This window comes from Guopingia tenuis (assembly GCF_014384805.1).
GTDB lineage: Bacteria > Bacillota > Clostridia > Christensenellales > Christensenellaceae > Guopingia > Guopingia tenuis.
Genome location: NZ_JACRSS010000001.1, coordinates 538,006 through 554,052, shown reverse-complemented (window position 1 = coordinate 554,052; position 16,047 = coordinate 538,006). Strand labels below are relative to the sequence as shown.

Sequence of the window (16,047 nt, the reverse complement as noted above, 5' to 3'; positions counted from 1 at the left end):
TAAAGGAATGGAAATAGGATAATTCCAAGAGGGGTTTGCCTGAGGGGCGAAAGATGCCCGGGAAAAGTTTGGGAAAATCCGGGAATTGAAAGGTTGAAAAAAAGGTTTTAACAAGTTAAAGTAGAATATTATAGATATACATTTTTAATCCAACCTTTTTTCCATAAAAATGCATATTTATTTAAAATAAAAGAATAGAGGAGATCATCATGAACAAAGCGTTGCAAATTGATTTTAACAACATGTTGCAAGAGAATGTCCCATGCGGTATTACGCGCGAGGAAATAGCCGCGGCGAAGGCCCGGATCCCCGAAATCCACCGCGGCGTTGAGGCCAAGCGCCGGGAGAATACATGGCGCGATCTTCCCTTTAATCAGGACAAGATCGTTGCAGACATCCAAAAAGAGGCCAAGCGCATCAACGATAATTATGAAAATTTCGTCGTTTTCGGCATCGGCGGCTCGGCGCTGGGCTCCAAGGCGCTGTTTACGGCCTTAAAGCATATCCGCTATAACGAGCTCCCCCGGGAAAAGCGGGGCGGCGCGCGGTTCTATGTTCTGGACAACATCGATCCCGACAGCATCAACGGCCTTCTCGACATCATTGATCCGGCAAAGACCGTGTTCCATGTCATTACAAAATCCGGCAATACTGTGGAAACCGTAACCCAGTTCATGGTGGCTCTGGATCTCATCAAAAACCGGATTGGCGAGCACTATACGGACAACATCATCCTCACTACCGACAAGGAAAACGGAAACATCAAGCGCATCGCCGATGAACACGGCTTCAAGGCTTTTGTGGTTCCCGACGGCGTGGGCGGCCGTTTCTCGGTTCTCTGCCCGGTGGGCCTGGTTTCGGCGGCCGTTCTGAATATTGATATCGCGGCGCTTTTAAAGGGCGCGGGGGATATGGACAAAATCTGCTCCAATCCGAATCTGGAAGAAAACCCGGCCTATATGTATGCCATGCTCTATTATCTGGCCATGAAAAAGGGAATCAACATCAGCGTGATGATGCCCTATGCGGATGCGCTTCTCAACACGGCGGAATGGTATGCCCAGCTTTGGGCGGAATCCCTCGGGAAAAAATTCGGCCTGGACGGCAGCATTGTCCATGCGGGACAGACGCCGGTCCGCGCCGTGGGTGTGACAGACCAGCACTCCCAGGTGCAGCTCTATACCGAAGGCCCGGCGGATAAGATCATCTGCTTTATCGAAGTGGCGAACTTCCGCACGCAGCTCACGATCCCGCATGCGCCCATCGATATGCATGAAGCCAGCTACCTTTATGGCCAGACCTTTAACAAGCTGATCGCCTCCGAGCTTCGGGGCACGGAATACGCCGTAACCCAGGGAGGAAAGATGAATATGCGCATTACGCTCAACGAGCTTGACGCCTATGCCTATGGCGCGCTGCTCTTCTTCCTGGAAATGGCCACGGCGGCCTGCGGCGAATTTTTACAGATCGACGCTTTTGACCAGCCGGGCGTGGAAGCGGGAAAAATCGCCACCTATGCCCTCATGGGCCGGGAAGGCTATGAGGAAAAAGCGGCGGAGCTGAGCGCGCAGGCGGAAAAGGACGCGGCCTTTGTTTATTCCTTTTAACAGAGGAAGCAGGGGAGGGAAACAAAAAAGGAGTGACGGAATTGACAAAAGCGAAAGGGTTGCCCTATAAGGACGACATCTATTTATTCAATATCGGCGAGGCGCAGCGGGCCTATCTGACCTTTGGGTGCCACTATATGGAAGAGATCGGCATGCACCGCTTCTGCGTTTGGGCGCCCAATGCACGGAACGTCAGCATCGTCGGCGACTTCAACGGCTGGGACAGCCAGGCAAATCCCATGGAGGAAAACAACGGGGTCTGGACGGGCTTTGTCGGGGGCCTGCGAGACGGAGACAACTACAAATACTGCATTTTCGGATATGATGGAAACACGGTTTTGAAGAGCGACCCCTTCGCGTTTCACGCGGAGGTTCGCCCGAATACCGCTTCCAAGGTCTGGAATATCGAAGGATATGAATGGAAAGACGCGGCCTATATGCGCCGCCGGGCAAAAAAGGACGTGTTCACGGCGCCCATGTCCATCTATGAGCTGCATCTGGGCTCCTGGCGCAAGCCGGAGGGCTATCAGTTTGCCAGTCTCCGGGAGATGACGGACGAGGTCGTGGAATATGTCAAGGACATGGGCTATACCCATGTGGAACTTCTGCCGGTCTATGAACATCCCCTGGACGGCTCCTGGGGCTATCAGGTGACGGGATATTATGCTTTTACCTCCCGCTATGGAACGCCGCAGGATTTCATGCACTTTGTGGACCGCATGCATGAGGAGGGAATCGGCGTCATTCTGGATTGGGTTCCGGCCCATTTCCCAAAGGACGCCCATGGCCTGGCCCGGTTTGACGGAACCTGCCTCTATGAGCACGAAAACCCGCTTCTCGGAGAACATCCCCAGTGGGGCACGCTGATTTTCAACTATGGCCGCCCGGAGGTGCAGAGCTTTCTCGTCTCCAATGCCGTCTACTGGATGGATAAATACCATGTGGACGGTTTCCGGATGGACGCCGTAAGCTCCATGCTCTATCTGGATTTTGGCCGGGAAAACGGAAATTATGTCCGCAACGCCTTTGGCGGAAACTATAACCTGGAGGCCATCGACTTCCTGCGCAAGGTCAATTCCACGGTCTTGACCCTGTTCCCGGGAACCGTTATGGTGGCGGAGGAATCCTCGGCGTTCCCCATGGTGACAAAGCCGCCCTATGACGACGGCCTGGGCTTCACCTTCAAGTGGAATATGGGATTTATGAACGATACGCTCCGGTATTTCGAGATGGATCCCATTTACCGCAAAGACCATCACAACCTGATTACCTTTGCGATGATGTATGCCTTCTCGGAGAATTTTATCCTGCCCTATTCCCATGACGAGGTTGTTCACGGCAAGAAATCCATGCTGGATAAGATGCCAGGGGACTATTGGCAGAAGTTTGCCACACTGCGGGCCTTATATGGTTTTCAGTTTGCCCATCCGGGAAAGAAGCTCATGTTTATGGGCGATGAATTCGGCCAGTTTATCGAATGGAACGAAAATCAGCCGCTGGACTGGTTCCTTCTGGAATATGAGTCCCATGCCCAGATGAAGGAATATGTCCGCAAGCTGAACCGATATTATAAGCGCAATCGGGCCCTCTATGAAATTGAGGACAGCTGGGAAGGCTTCACCTGGCTGGATGTGCAGAATAATCTGGAGAGCACGGTTTCCTTCATGCGATCTTCCAGGCGGCGGGACGGCAAGGTGCGCCGGATCGTCTGCGTCTGCAACTTCACTCCGGTGGTGCGCTATGATTATCCCATTGGAATGCCGCTTTTGGGAACGCTCAAGGAGGTTCTCAACAGCGATGACACGGCCTTTGGGGGGAGCGGCGTTTTGAACGCGCCCAAAATCCAGGTGGAGGATTGCCCGGGGCCGGAAAGCCTGCCATATAGCGCACGGGTGACGCTGCCGCCGCTGGCAACCGTGTATTTTGAATTTATGGAGGCGAAGCCGCCGGCGGGGAAAGAAAAAAAGAAGAAAACAAAGAAAAAATAAAGGGATCTTTGGAGGAAGAGAATAGAAATGATAAGCAAGAAAAATTGTGTCGCGATGCTCCTTGCGGGAGGGCAGGGAAGCCGCCTTGGGGTTTTGACCAAAGAGCGGGCCAAGCCGGCCGTCCCCTATGGCGGAAAATACAAGATCATCGATTTTCCCCTTTCCAACTGCATCCATTCGGGGATTGACACAGTCGGTGTGCTGACGCAGTATCAGCCGTTGGAGCTGAATGCGTATATTGGGACGGGGGCTCCTTGGGACCTGGACTGCATGTCCGGCGGCGCTTTTGTGCTGCCGCCCTATGTGAAGGGAAAGACCGGCGAATGGTATTCCGGAACAGCCAACGCGATCTATCAGAATATGTATTTCATTGAACGGTATAATCCCAAATATGTGCTGGTTCTTTCGGGCGACCATATCTATAAAATGGACTATAGCAAGATGATCCGCTTCCATGAAAAGAACGAGGCAGACGCCACCATCGCTGTCATCAAGGTGCCCATGGAGGAGGCCTCCCGGTTTGGGATCATGAATACGGCCGAGAACCTGCGCATCGAAGAATTTGAGGAGAAGCCCGAGCACCCGAAGAATAACATGGCGTCCATGGGAGTGTATGTGTTCTCCTGGGAGGTGCTGAAGCGGTATCTCATCGCGGACGCGGAAAATCCGGATTCCGCCAATGATTTTGGAAAAAATGTGATTCCCGCCATGCTGCATGGGGGAGAACGGCTGTTTGCCTATCCCTTTGACGGATATTGGAAGGATGTGGGGACAGTGGAAAGCCTTTGGGAGGCGAATATGGAGCTGCTGACGGCGGCTCCCGAGCTGGATCTGCACGACGCTTCCTGGCGGATCTATAGCCGGAACCCCAACGAGCCGCCCCATTATGCCGGCAAGGATTCCGAGATCAGCAACAGCCTGATTTCCGAAGGCGCCTATATCTATGGGAAGGTGGAAAACAGCGTGATTTTCCCGGGCGTGGTCGTGGAAGAAGGGGCCTATGTCAAGGACAGTATCGTCATGCAGGAGACACACATTGGCCGGGGGACGCGGATCCTCCGCGCAATCGTCGATGAAGAAGTGCGCGTGGGCGAGAACTGTGTGATCGGGGGCGAAGGCGCGATTGCGGTCATCGGATGCCGTGTACAGGTGGGCAATGATGTGGTCGTGGATGCGGGCCGGGCAGTGTCTCCCGGGGAAACACTGGCATAGGAGGAGGGAAAACAGATGCTCAACAACAACGTATTCGGCCTGATCTATGCCGGAGAACAAAATATGAATCTTATCGAACTGGCCTCGAAGCGGGCTATCGGGGCGCTGCCGGTGGGCGGAAGATACCGCGCCATTGATTTTATCATGTCCAACATGGTGAATTCGGGGGTTCGCAACGTAGGCGTCATCGCGCAGAAAAACTATCATTCCCTGATGGACCATCTGGGGTCCGGCAAGGACTGGGATCTGAACCGCAAAAACGATGGTTTGTTCATCCTTCCGCCCTTTGATACCAATGAAAACCAGGGCTCCTATCGGGGACTTTGCGATGCAGTGAAAAATTCCATGGGATATATTCACCGCACCAGCCAGCAGTACTGCATTCTGACAGGCTCCTATACTGTCTATAATACGACGTATAACGACCTTCTCCAGTTTCATATGGATAACAATGCGGATATCACGCTGCTTTACAACACCGAGTCCATGGTGCATGAGAATGAGAGCCGCTTTAAGGATCTCCGCCTGTATATGAACGAGGAAGGACGGGTGGTAGATATGGAATTCAACTCCATGATGCCCACTTCCACAGCCGTCGGCATGGATATCTATATCGTCCGCAAGGATCTTCTGGAATACCTGGTGGAGGATGCGATCTCCCGGGGAAAATATGATTTTGTGGCGGATGTGCTGGTTCCCAACCTGAAGCGGCTGAAAATTTTCGGCTATGAGCATAAGGGCTATGTGGCCCGGCTGCATTCCGTGGCCTCTTATTTCCGGATGAACATGGATATGCTCCAGCCCGAAGCGCAAAAAGACCTGTTTCATACCGGGCATCCGGTGTATACAAAGATCAAGGACGAAGTGCCCGTGAAATATGGAGCCAATGCCAATGTGAAAAACAGCATCATTGCCAATGGCTGCATCATCGAGGGAACCGTGGAAAACAGCGTTCTGTTCCGTTCGGTATATGTGGGGAAAGGGACGACCATCAAGGACAGCATTATTATGCAGGACAGCGAGATTTATCAGAACTGCTGGATTGAGGACGCCATCCTGGATAAACAGGTGCAGGTCCGCTCGGGCCGGCGGCTGATCGGCAGTGCCAGCTATCCTGTGATCATTAAAAAAGGAGCGATTGTGTAATGAAAATCACCAGCTGCGACGCGAAAATATTGATTGTGGGGGCGGAATGCGCGCCCTTTGCAAAGACCGGAGGCTTGGCGGACGTGATCGGGACGTTGCCCGGGGAGCTGAGCAAGCTGGGGCTGGATGTGCGGGTCATGCTGCCGCTCCACAGCCAGATCAAACGCAAATATGTGGGGGAGCTGCGGCATATCTGCAACTTCTATGTGCATCTGGGATGGCGGACCCAATATGTGGGCGTGGAGTCCATCAAAATCGGCGATATCGTCTATTATTTCATCGACAACGAATATTACTTCGGCGGGCCGATCTATAAGGGCGGCAACGCCGAGGGCGAACAATATGCCTATTTTTGCCGGGCGGCCCTGGAGGCCCTGCCCCTGATCGGTTTTATTCCGGATATTATCCACTGCAACGACTGGCACACGGCGGCGATCCCTGTTCTCCTGCGCACCCAGTATCAGGGAGCGCCCCAGGGAAGCTGCAAAACGCTGTTTACTATCCATAACCTCATGTATCAGGGAAAGTTTTCCCGGCAGTTTATCCAGGACCTTCTGGGAATCGGCGACGAATATTTTGCCTATGAGATTATGGGGGACGACGCAGGATGCAACCTTTTGAAGGGAGCGCTGAAATTTGCGGATAAGATCAGCACGGTAAGCCCCACCTATGCAGAGGAGATCAAATATCCCTACTATGCCGAAGGGCTGGAGGGCGCGCTCAATTACCGGGCGGCGGATACCGTCGGCATCATCAACGGTATTGATACCAATGCTTTCAATCCGCAGGCTGATGAATGGATCGAAGCTCCCTATTCCTGCAAGGATTTTTCGGGGAAGCAGAAGGACAAAGAGGCGCTGTTTGCCGAACTGGGCATCAATATGCCCGCGAAAACGCCGGTGATCGGCATGGTTTCCCGCCTGACGCCGCAGAAGGGCCTGGATCTGGTGCGGGCTGTGCTGGGCGATATCATGGGGGAGAATGTAGCCTTCGTCGTCCTGGGCAGCGGGGAGAGGGAATATGAAGACTTTTTCCGGGAAGCGGCTTACCGCTATTGCGGGCGGATGGCCGTGCGCACCGAATATAACAACGCTTTGGCCCACCGCATCTATGCCGGCTCTGACTTTTTCCTCATGCCCTCGCAGTTTGAGCCCTGCGGCATCTCGCAGATGATCGCTCTTCGGTATGGAACACTGCCCATCGTTCGGGAGACCGGCGGGCTTGTGGATACGGTTACGCCCTATAACGAGTTTACAAAGGAGGGCAACGGCTTCACGTTTACAAATTATAACGCCCATGATATGCTATATGTAATCCGTATGGCGCTGCGGGTATATGAGGAGGCAGATACGTTGCGGCTGCTTCGGCAGAACGCCATGGCGGAAGACAACAGCTTTGCTGCCTCGGCAAAAGAATACAAGCGGCTCTATCTGAGCATGCTGTAAACGGGGAGCAAAGAGCGGGAAATTCTTTCAGGCTGCGTCTTGCAGCCTGAAATTTGGTTTAAGACTTACAAGAGAAAACGGAGGTGGCAGCATTGCCGAAAAAACGGCCGCAAGAAGTAACGCTGATTTTGGGAAAGCTGAAACGGCATTTTGGAAAGACGTTGGAAAATGCCAGTATGGAGCATATTTATCAGGCCTGCGCGCTCTGTGTGCGGGATGAGATCATGGATCGCTGGATCAATGCCCGCAACAAGGTGGATAAAGAGGGCAAGAAAATGGTGCTCTATATGTCGGCGGAATTCCTTATTGGCCGGGCCTTGGTCAACAACATGATCAACCTGGAGATATTTGATAAGTATAAAGCGGCGCTTGACTATATGGGTGTGGATATCCATCAGGTGGAGCAGGAGGAAAACGATGCGGCTCTCGGCAACGGCGGTCTGGGCCGGCTGGCCGCGTGTTTCCTGGATTCCCTTTCCACGCTGAACCTGCCCGCCATGGGCTGCGGCATCCGCTATGAACACGGCCTGTTCCGCCAGCGGATTCTGGACGGCAGCCAGGTGGAGATGGAGGACAACTGGATTGAAACCGGAGATGTCTGGGAAGTGGAGAATCCTGAAGAAGAGGTGGAAATCCATTTCGGCGGTGAAATTCACGAAGTATGGACGGAAAAGGGATTGAAGATCGAGCACTATAACTACAGCTCAGTGCTGGCGGTGCCCTATGATATGCCCATTGTGGGCTATAATACCAAAATGCCCGCCGCTCTGCGGCTTTGGAGCGCCCGGGCCAAGAACAACCTGGATATGACGTTCTTCAACCGGGGCGATTATACCCGCGCTATGGAGGAGCGGGAGCTGGCGGAAGTGATCTCGAAAGTTCTGTATCCCGAGGATAACCATGAGGCCGGGCGGCAGCTCCGGCTCAAGCAGTTTTATTTCTTCACGTCGGCGACCATGCAAAGCATGGTCCGGCGGCATAAGAATCTCTATGGCGATCTGCATACGCTGCCTGAATATGTGGAGGTGCAGATCAACGACACCCATCCCACGCTGGCTATCCCCGAACTGATGCGCATTCTGATGGACGAAGAGGGCTTTGGATGGGAGGAAGCCTATGACGTGGTGCGGCGGATGTTTAACTATACCAACCACACCATCATGTCTGAGGCGTTGGAATGCTGGCCCAAGGATATGTTCCGGCTGCTTCTGCCGCGGATCTATACGATCATTGACACGCTCAATGAGAAATACTGCGCACGGCTCTGGCAGGCGTTTCCCGGCGATTTTGAGAAAATTAGTTCGCTTTCCATCATAGCGTATAACGAGATCCGCATGGCCAATTTATGCGTGGCGGTCTGCAAGAAGGTAAACGGCGTTTCCCAGATCCATGGGGATATTCTAAAAACCTCCCTGTTCCGGGATAATTATGTTATGGACCCGGAAAAGTTTATCGCCATCACCAACGGCATTACCCACCGCCGCTGGCTGGCCAAGGCGAATCCGCCGCTCACAAAGCTCATTGAGAAGCATATTGGCAAGGGCTTTCTGACGGATTATAAGCAGTTTGACAAGCTGGAGGCCCTTCTGGACAATCCGGAGTTTATGGAGGGATTTATCGCGGCCAAAGAGGAAAACAAGCGGCGGCTGGCAGGCTATGTCATGGAAAAGCAGGGAATCGAAATCAATCCCCATGCAATTTTCGACGTGCAGGCTAAACGGCTGCATGAATATAAGCGGCAGCTTTTAAAGGTGCTGCATATCCTCTATCTCTATAACAAAATAACCGCTGATCCCGCGAGCTTCACCCAGCCGGTGGTGTTCTTCTTTGCGGCCAAGGCGTCGCCGGGCTATGTCCGGGCGAAAAATATCATCCGGCTGATCAATGCCGTGGCGGATCTGGTCAACAACGATCCAAAGACCAAGGATATTTTAAAGGTCGTGTTCATTGAAAACTACAACGTATCGGCGGCGGAGATCCTGATTCCGGCCACCGACTTCAGCGAACAGCTCTCCACGGCGGGGAAGGAAGCGTCGGGCACGGGCAACATGAAGTTCATGATGAACGGCGCAGTCACCATTGGAACTATGGATGGGGCCAATGTGGAAATCTGCGAGCGTGTCGGCCGGGAGAACATGTTTATCTTCGGCGCAACCGTGGAAGAAATCAATCAAATGCAGCGGTTCAATTCCTATCGCCCCGGCGAATATTATGAAAAGGATGCAGAGCTTAGGGATGTGCTCAACAAACTGATCGACGGTTCGCTTCCGGGCGTAAATGAACGGCAGTTCGCGGATCTCTATCATTCCCTGATCTTTGGAGACTATGAAAAGGCAGACCAATACTATCTGCTCCATGATTTCCGCTCCTATATCAACGCTTTCAACCGGGCGGTCAAGGCATACCAACATCCGGAGGAATGGTATCGGATGGCGGCCTATAACACGGCCCGTTCGGGAATTTTCAGCTCGGACCGCACAATCCGGGAATATAACGACCGGATCTGGCATCTGGAGCCGTTGAAAGGCTGAGTGCCTTTGGTATGTATAGAAAGAAGAGGAGGTACCCATGCATACACTGGAAAACCAGCTGTTTCACGATTCACGCAAGGCAAAATACCGGGAACCTCTTGGCGCTGTCCCCGCGGGCAGCACGGTAAAACTGCGCCTTTATGCGGGAGCGGCAGAGGGGATTCAGGGCGTAAATCTGGCGCTGTATGGCGATGGCTATACGGCGGAATTCCCCATGGAATGCCGGGATGGATGGTGGCAGACGGAAATACAGCTGCCCGAAAGAGCAGGGGCGTATTGGTATAACTTCGTCGTATTCTGGAGGGAAGAACGGCTGTATTATGGGTGCAAAAGCGGCCTGTCCAGCGGGCTGGGCCTTTTATACAGTTCCAAGCCGTTAAGCTATCAGCTCACATGCTATGACCCGTCCTTTGAAACGCCGGCGTTTTTCAAAAAGGGAATTCTCTATCAAATTTTTCCTGACCGGTATTGCAAGGGGAACCCCGAAAACCTGAAACAGGGCATCCGCTATCATGAATCCATGGGCCGAAAGGCTTATGCCCACGGGAGCTTTGAGGAATCGCCCATGTATCTGCCGCTGCCCGGGGAGGAATATTATTCGCCCTGTGATTATTTTGGCGGCGATCTGCTGGGAATTGAGCAGTCCCTGGGAGAGCTGGCAGAGCTGGGGGTCAGCGTCCTCTATTTGAACCCGATTTTTGAGGCGGATTCCAACCACCGCTATAACACATCGGATTACCGCAAAATCGATCCCATGCTGGGGACCGAGGCGGATTTTAGCCGCCTTTGCCGGGCGGCAAAGCGCTATGGGATCCGGATCATCCTGGACGGCGTTTTTTCCCATACCGGCTCGGACAGCGTATATTTCAATAAACGGGGGAATTATCCCGGACCGGGAGCGTATCAGAGCCAGGATTCGCCCTATTACGGCTGGTACCGTTTTTCAAACTATCCCGAGGAATACGATTGCTGGTGGGGATTCAAAACCCTTCCGGAAGTGAACGAGATGGACCCGGGCTGGCAGGAATTTGTCATCCGCGGGGAAAATAGCGTGATGCGCCACTGGCTGAGGGCCGGAGCGGAGGGATACCGCCTGGACGTGGCGGATGAGCTGCCCGATGAAGTGATCGAACAAATGCGCGAGGCGATCAAGAAGGAAAAGCCGGATGCTTTGCTGCTGGGCGAGGTCTGGGAGGATGCGACCACAAAGGAAAGCTATGGAAAGCGGCGTTCCTATGCCTATGGCAAGGGGCTGGACAGCGTCATGAATTATCCTTTCAAAAATGCCGTTGTCTCTTTCCTTTTGCAGCATAGTTCGGCGCGGGACTGCGCGCACTTCCTGGAAAATCAGGCGCAGAATTATCCAAAACCCATGCTCTATTGCCTGATGAACCTGCTTTCCTCCCATGATATTGAACGGATACGGACGGTTTTGGGGGTAAATGCCAATCTGGATGTCCTTTCCCGGGAACAGCAGGCCTCCTTTAAAATTCTTCCTGAACAGGATAAGCGCGGCGGGATTTTGACCCGGTTGGCGGCGGCGATTCAGTTTGCCATTCCCGGTATGCCCTCTATTTATTATGGCGATGAGGTGGGCATGAACGGGCTGAAAGATCCCTTCAACCGCGCGCCCTATGCCGTTCACGACCAAACACTGATCTATTTTTATAAAACGCTGGCAAAAATCCGCAACGGAGCGGACGCTATGCAGACCGGCCATGTGGGTTATTTCACCGTTGGCAACGATGTTCTGGGTGTATTCCGTTTTATTCTCGATGGAAAGGATGCTTTCGGAAACCCGGCGGAAAATGGGGCTTATGTGATTCTCATCAACCGCGCCAGGGAAAACCAGAGGTTCATCCTGGATCTATATCGCGTAGCCAACTGCGTGGAGAGCCGCCAGCTTGAAAATATCCGGCAGGCCGGATTTAAAGAGGGAATCTGCCTTCTGACAGGTTCCCGCAGCAGTGTGCAGGATGGCCTGATGGACGTGGATATTTTTGGCGAAAGCGCTATGGTATTCCGTCTGCTGTTTTAAGGTTGTTATAATATGTTGTTGTCATTTTTCGGCAAATATGGTATAATAAATGCACGGACGGTTCGGAAACAAATTTCCGCGTCCTGAGCGTTCATTGACGGCTGCCATCGCCGCACGATGCGCGGTAAAGACCTGGTACAATGAACGCAACCCTCGCCGGGCGGGCATGACCATGACAATATGTACGGGAAGGGAATTCTGCCGGCACAAGAAAATATGGACGGCCCGGGAACAATCACCTCGCCGGGCGAGCGCGACTGGTTTGGCTGAGACCGCGAATGCTGGCGTGTATAAGGAAAGAAAGACGTATTCCCGAAACAGGCAGGGCTCCGATTGCCTTCGTCTGGCAGGCGTGACCATGACAATATGTGCGGGAAGGCAACCCTGCCGGTACAAGAAAACCTGGACGAATAGGCAAGAATCTTCCTCTCCGGGCAGACATAACTGGGTAGGGAGGAACCGAGGATGCTGTTGCGCAAGCGAACGGGCAAACAGCTCTGGAAATGGGAATGATTCGCGTTTTCCCCGTCAGGATACGTTTGGTTGGGAAAAATTATACGGTTTGCGCCTGATCAAAAGAATTCCATAGAAAAACTGTGGTAAGAGAGGGGCCCTGTCCTTGGGTGGATAGGGCGAACCAGGTCCAAGTGGGTGCCGCAGGAATCGGCAAAATCCATGTTTTCTGTGGCCAAAGTATTTGCAAATGGATGCTGCCACCCCATACTATTGCATATAAAATTCCAGATTTATTCTATCAAATACATATGGAGGTTCATGATGAAATACTTACTCGCGCACGATTTGGGAACATCCGGGAACAAGGCGACTTTGTTCTCCACGGATGGACAGCTTGTTAAAAGCTATGTGGAAAGCTATGGATGCCATTATTTTAACAACAACTGGGCGGAACAAAACCCGGAAGAATGGTGGCAGGCCGTCTGCGTAACGTCGAAAAAGATCTTGGAAGGAATCGATCCTTCGGATATCGCGGCTGTTTCCTTCAGCGGGCAGATGATGGGATGTGTCTGCGTGGATAAAAACGGCAATGTGCTGCGTCCCTCCATCATCTGGGCAGACCAGCGCGCTGTGAAAGAGGCGGATCAGATCGCACAGAAAATTTCTCCCCGCCGGTTCTTTGAAACGACAGGGCATCGCAACAGCGCTTCCTATTCTATTCAGAAATTCCTATGGATCAAAAATAATGAACCTGAGGTGTATGAGAACACATATAAAGTCTTATTCTGCAAGGACTATATTGTCTATCGCCTGACGGGCAAATTTGCCACCGAACCGACGGATGCGGCCGGTTCTACGGCGCTCAACATCAACAAAATCGCCTGGTCGGAAGAAATTCTGGATGCAGCCGGCATCGATGGAGATAAGCTCCCTGAAATCATGCCTTCCACCACGGTCATCGGCGGCGTGACCGCAGAGGCTTCTGCGCTGACGGGCCTGAAAGAGGGAACTCCCGTGGTATTGGGCGGCGGCGACGGCTGCTGCGCCAACGTGGGCGCTTCGGTTATCGAGGAAGGCCAGGCATACTGCGCCCTGGGTTCTTCTTCCTGGATTTCTTACACTGGCTATAAGCCGCTGTTTGATGACGATATGAAAATCTTCAACTGGCCCAGCCTGGTTCCCGGAATGATCAATCCCTGCGGCACCATGCAGGCGGCCGGCGTATCCTATTCCTGGCTGAAAAACGTCATCTGCACCGGGGAGCAGATGCAGGCCGCGGCCGAGGGAAAATCGCCCTATGATCTGATGAATGCACAGATTGCCGAGTCGACGCCCGGATCCAACGGCATTCTCTATCTGCCCTATCTGATGGGCGAGCGCAGCCCGCGCTGGAATCCCAATGCCAAGGGCGCTTTCATCGGCCTCAAGGCAGAGCATGAGCGCAAGGATGTTCTCCGTTCTGTTCTGGAGGGAATCACCATGAACCTGAACGTCATCCTGAGCATCTTCCGCAAAGAGCGGGATTTCAAGGATCTGATCGTCATTGGCGGCGGAGCGAAAGGGGATATCTGGCTGCAGATTCTGGCGGATATCTTCAACTTAGATATCGTCAAGCCTAACTATCTGGAGGAGGCGACCTCCATGGGTGCGGCTATTACCGGCGGCGTCGGCGTCGGTGAATTCAAGGATTTCAGCGCGATTCATAAATTCCTGAAGCCGGAATCCAAGGTTTCCCCGATTCCTGAGCATGTGGAAGAATATAAGAAAATGATTCCGATTTTCGACCATGCCTATGATGCGCTGGTGGGCGTTTTCGACGAACTTTCGGCGGCGTTCTAAAACGAAAAGCAGGAAGAAACGGCGGGGAGCGGCATGCTTCCCGCTTTTTTATGGAGCAGTATAAAAAAACAAAAGCGGGATTTGGGGCGGAATTCTGCAACCGGATCATCACGGCAAAGAGTTGCAGCCTGTTTTTATCGCTCCCGGAGATGTGCAAAGGAAAGAGCCCCTGGGCAGGGATGCTTTTGCGGAAATATGAGCTGTTTCACTCAGCTCTGCAAGAATTGCACAGACTTTTTGTTAAAAAGACAAAAATGAGAACCTTCCGGAAACAGAGAAGCCGGGAATATAAGACTTTTCTTCTCTTGCCCGGGAGATGCCGAGGGCTTTTCAAGCTATGAGGAAAGAGGTATAATAAAAATACTCCCATTTTTTGTGCCGCAGGGCACAAAGGATGTGTTTTAATTGGTTTTCTGAAATTCGTTTGCTTGTTATAAAAAGAAAAGGAGATATAGGGAGCATGAGGAAACTTTGCGCGGGGCTGCTGGCCCTGCTGGCGGGCATATGGGGATGGATTCCGGGTGTATGGGCGGCCTCTGCGGTGCCGGCGGCCAGTCCTTCGGGGGCGGTGGTTCCTGCGGCAGCGGGAGACAGCATCGAATCCTGGCTCTGGATTACGGCAATCACCGTAGCCCTGGCCGCGGGGTATGCGGCTTGGAGGCGTTATGAGAAAAACAAACGGCAAAAATAGACGCCGAAAAAACAGCTGGCTTTGCCGGCTGTTTTTCTTTTTCCCGGGATTGCATTTTGCCGCAATATTTGGTACGATATAGGGGAAGATTTGAATTTTCCAGGAAGAAAAAAGATTTGAAAAACGGACGGAAATGCTCCAAAGGATGAAAGAGAGGAAACGAAATGAGTGGATCGATCAAAGATTGTGTAACTCTGTCTAACGGTGTGCAGATGCCGATTCTGGGCTTTGGGACTGTGTTTATCAAGGACCCGCGGAAGATGATTTATGCCATTGAGCACGGTTACCGCAATTTGGATACGGCGACGGACTACGGCAACGAGAACGTAGTAGGCGAGGCAGTGAAAAACTGCGGTTTGGATCGCAAGGAGCTATTCATTACCACCAAGGTTTGGAACAGCATGCACGGTTATGACAAAACCATGAAGGCATTTGATTTTTCCGTCAAACAGCTGCAGACGGATTATATTGACCTGTATCTGATTCATTGGCCCTGCCCCAACCATAATCTGTATGTGGATACCTGGAAAGCCATGGAACAGCTCTATAAGGAAGGGCGGATCCGCGCCATCGGCGTATCCAATTTCTATGAAGAATGGCTGGAACGCATCAAAGAGGAATGCGAGATCGTCCCCATGGTCAATCAGGTGGAATATAATCCGTATAATCAGCATGTGGAACTACGCAAATACTGCGAAGCCAATAATATTCAAATTGAGGCGTATACTCCCATCTGCCGCGGCGCAGTCAATGAGGACGCCACGATCCAGAAAATTGCGGCAAAATACGCAAAGAGCTGCGTGCAGGTGACCATTCGTTTCCTGTTCCAGGAAAGGATTCCTCTTGTTCCCCGGACCAGCAAGGAGGAACGCATTGTCAGCAATGCGGATATCTTCGATTTTGAGCTGACGGAAGAGGAGATGCAGATTATGCGGGATTTGAACGAGGACCGCATTGTCTGCGGGGAAGATCCCTATCTGTTCCATGTGACAGACAAGGAGCCATATTAAATCAGGGAGCCCCAAAAGGCGCGCTTTGCGCGCCTTTTTTGTTTGCACATATTTAGAAGCCTCGGACTATACTGGTAATGAAGC

At 52.5% G+C, this 16,047-nt stretch carries 10 protein-coding genes; all 10 read left to right on the top strand.

The window, feature by feature from the left end; genetic code table 11:
• Positions 1–209: 209 nt before the first annotated feature.
• The 10 genes from H8693_RS02705 (at position 210) to H8693_RS02660 (ending at position 15,963) form a co-directional block, all read left to right on the top strand.
• On the top strand, positions 210–1,607 hold the full coding sequence (locus tag H8693_RS02705; protein WP_249279682.1) for a glucose-6-phosphate isomerase: 1,398 nt from the start codon (positions 210–212) through the stop codon (positions 1,605–1,607).
• A gap of 41 nt (positions 1,608–1,648) precedes the next feature.
• Positions 1,649–3,595 carry a 1,4-alpha-glucan branching protein GlgB gene (gene glgB, locus H8693_RS02700; protein ID WP_249279681.1) on the top strand — a complete coding sequence of 649 codons (1,947 nt, stop codon included), beginning with the start codon at positions 1,649–1,651 and terminating at the stop codon, positions 3,593–3,595.
• A gap of 30 nt (positions 3,596–3,625) precedes the next feature.
• On the top strand, positions 3,626–4,807 hold the full coding sequence (locus H8693_RS02695; RefSeq protein WP_407926341.1) for a glucose-1-phosphate adenylyltransferase: 1,182 nt from the start codon (positions 3,626–3,628) through the stop codon (positions 4,805–4,807).
• Between the two features lie 15 nt (positions 4,808–4,822).
• Positions 4,823–5,953, top strand: coding sequence for a glucose-1-phosphate adenylyltransferase subunit GlgD (glgD, locus tag H8693_RS02690; protein ID WP_178621448.1), 1,131 nt, complete (start codon positions 4,823–4,825; stop codon positions 5,951–5,953).
• Complete coding sequence (glgA, locus tag H8693_RS02685; protein ID WP_178621447.1) at positions 5,953–7,398, top strand: glycogen synthase GlgA; 1,446 nt, start codon at positions 5,953–5,955, stop codon at positions 7,396–7,398. The genes glgD and glgA overlap by 1 nt, the downstream gene beginning before the upstream one ends.
• An 83-nt stretch (positions 7,399–7,481) precedes the next feature.
• Positions 7,482–9,929 (top strand): glycogen/starch/alpha-glucan phosphorylase, encoded by a 2,448-nt coding sequence (locus H8693_RS02680; RefSeq protein ID WP_249279680.1) that lies wholly within the window; start codon positions 7,482–7,484, stop codon positions 9,927–9,929.
• A 37-nt stretch (positions 9,930–9,966) separates the two neighbouring features.
• Complete coding sequence (locus tag H8693_RS02675; RefSeq protein WP_249279679.1) at positions 9,967–11,967, top strand: glycoside hydrolase family 13 protein; 2,001 nt, start codon at positions 9,967–9,969, stop codon at positions 11,965–11,967.
• Positions 11,968–12,744: 777 nt separating this feature from the next.
• A complete protein-coding gene (gene xylB, locus H8693_RS02670) occupies positions 12,745–14,262 on the top strand; it encodes a xylulokinase (protein ID WP_330605687.1) in 1,518 nt (505 codons plus the stop codon).
• A 460-nt stretch (positions 14,263–14,722) separates the two neighbouring features.
• Positions 14,723–14,953, top strand: a complete 231-nt coding sequence (locus tag H8693_RS02665) for a hypothetical protein (protein WP_249279677.1) — start codon at positions 14,723–14,725, stop codon at positions 14,951–14,953.
• 164 nt (positions 14,954–15,117) lie between these two features.
• Positions 15,118–15,963, top strand: coding sequence for an aldo/keto reductase (locus tag H8693_RS02660; protein WP_249279676.1), 846 nt, complete (start codon positions 15,118–15,120; stop codon positions 15,961–15,963).
• Positions 15,964–16,047: the final 84 nt, after the last annotated feature.

Coding starts and splice junctions, on each gene's coding strand:
- H8693_RS02705 (WP_249279682.1), top strand. CDS start 210: ATGAACAAAGCGTTGCAAATTGATTTTAACAACATGTTGCAAGAGAAT.
- glgD (WP_178621448.1), top strand. CDS start 4,823: ATGCTCAACAACAACGTATTCGGCCTGATCTATGCCGGAGAACAAAAT.
- glgA (WP_178621447.1), top strand. CDS start 5,953: ATGAAAATCACCAGCTGCGACGCGAAAATATTGATTGTGGGGGCGGAA.
- H8693_RS02675 (WP_249279679.1), top strand. CDS start 9,967: ATGCATACACTGGAAAACCAGCTGTTTCACGATTCACGCAAGGCAAAA.
- xylB (WP_330605687.1), top strand. CDS start 12,745: ATGAAATACTTACTCGCGCACGATTTGGGAACATCCGGGAACAAGGCG.
- H8693_RS02665 (WP_249279677.1), top strand. CDS start 14,723: ATGAGGAAACTTTGCGCGGGGCTGCTGGCCCTGCTGGCGGGCATATGG.
- H8693_RS02660 (WP_249279676.1), top strand. CDS start 15,118: ATGAGTGGATCGATCAAAGATTGTGTAACTCTGTCTAACGGTGTGCAG.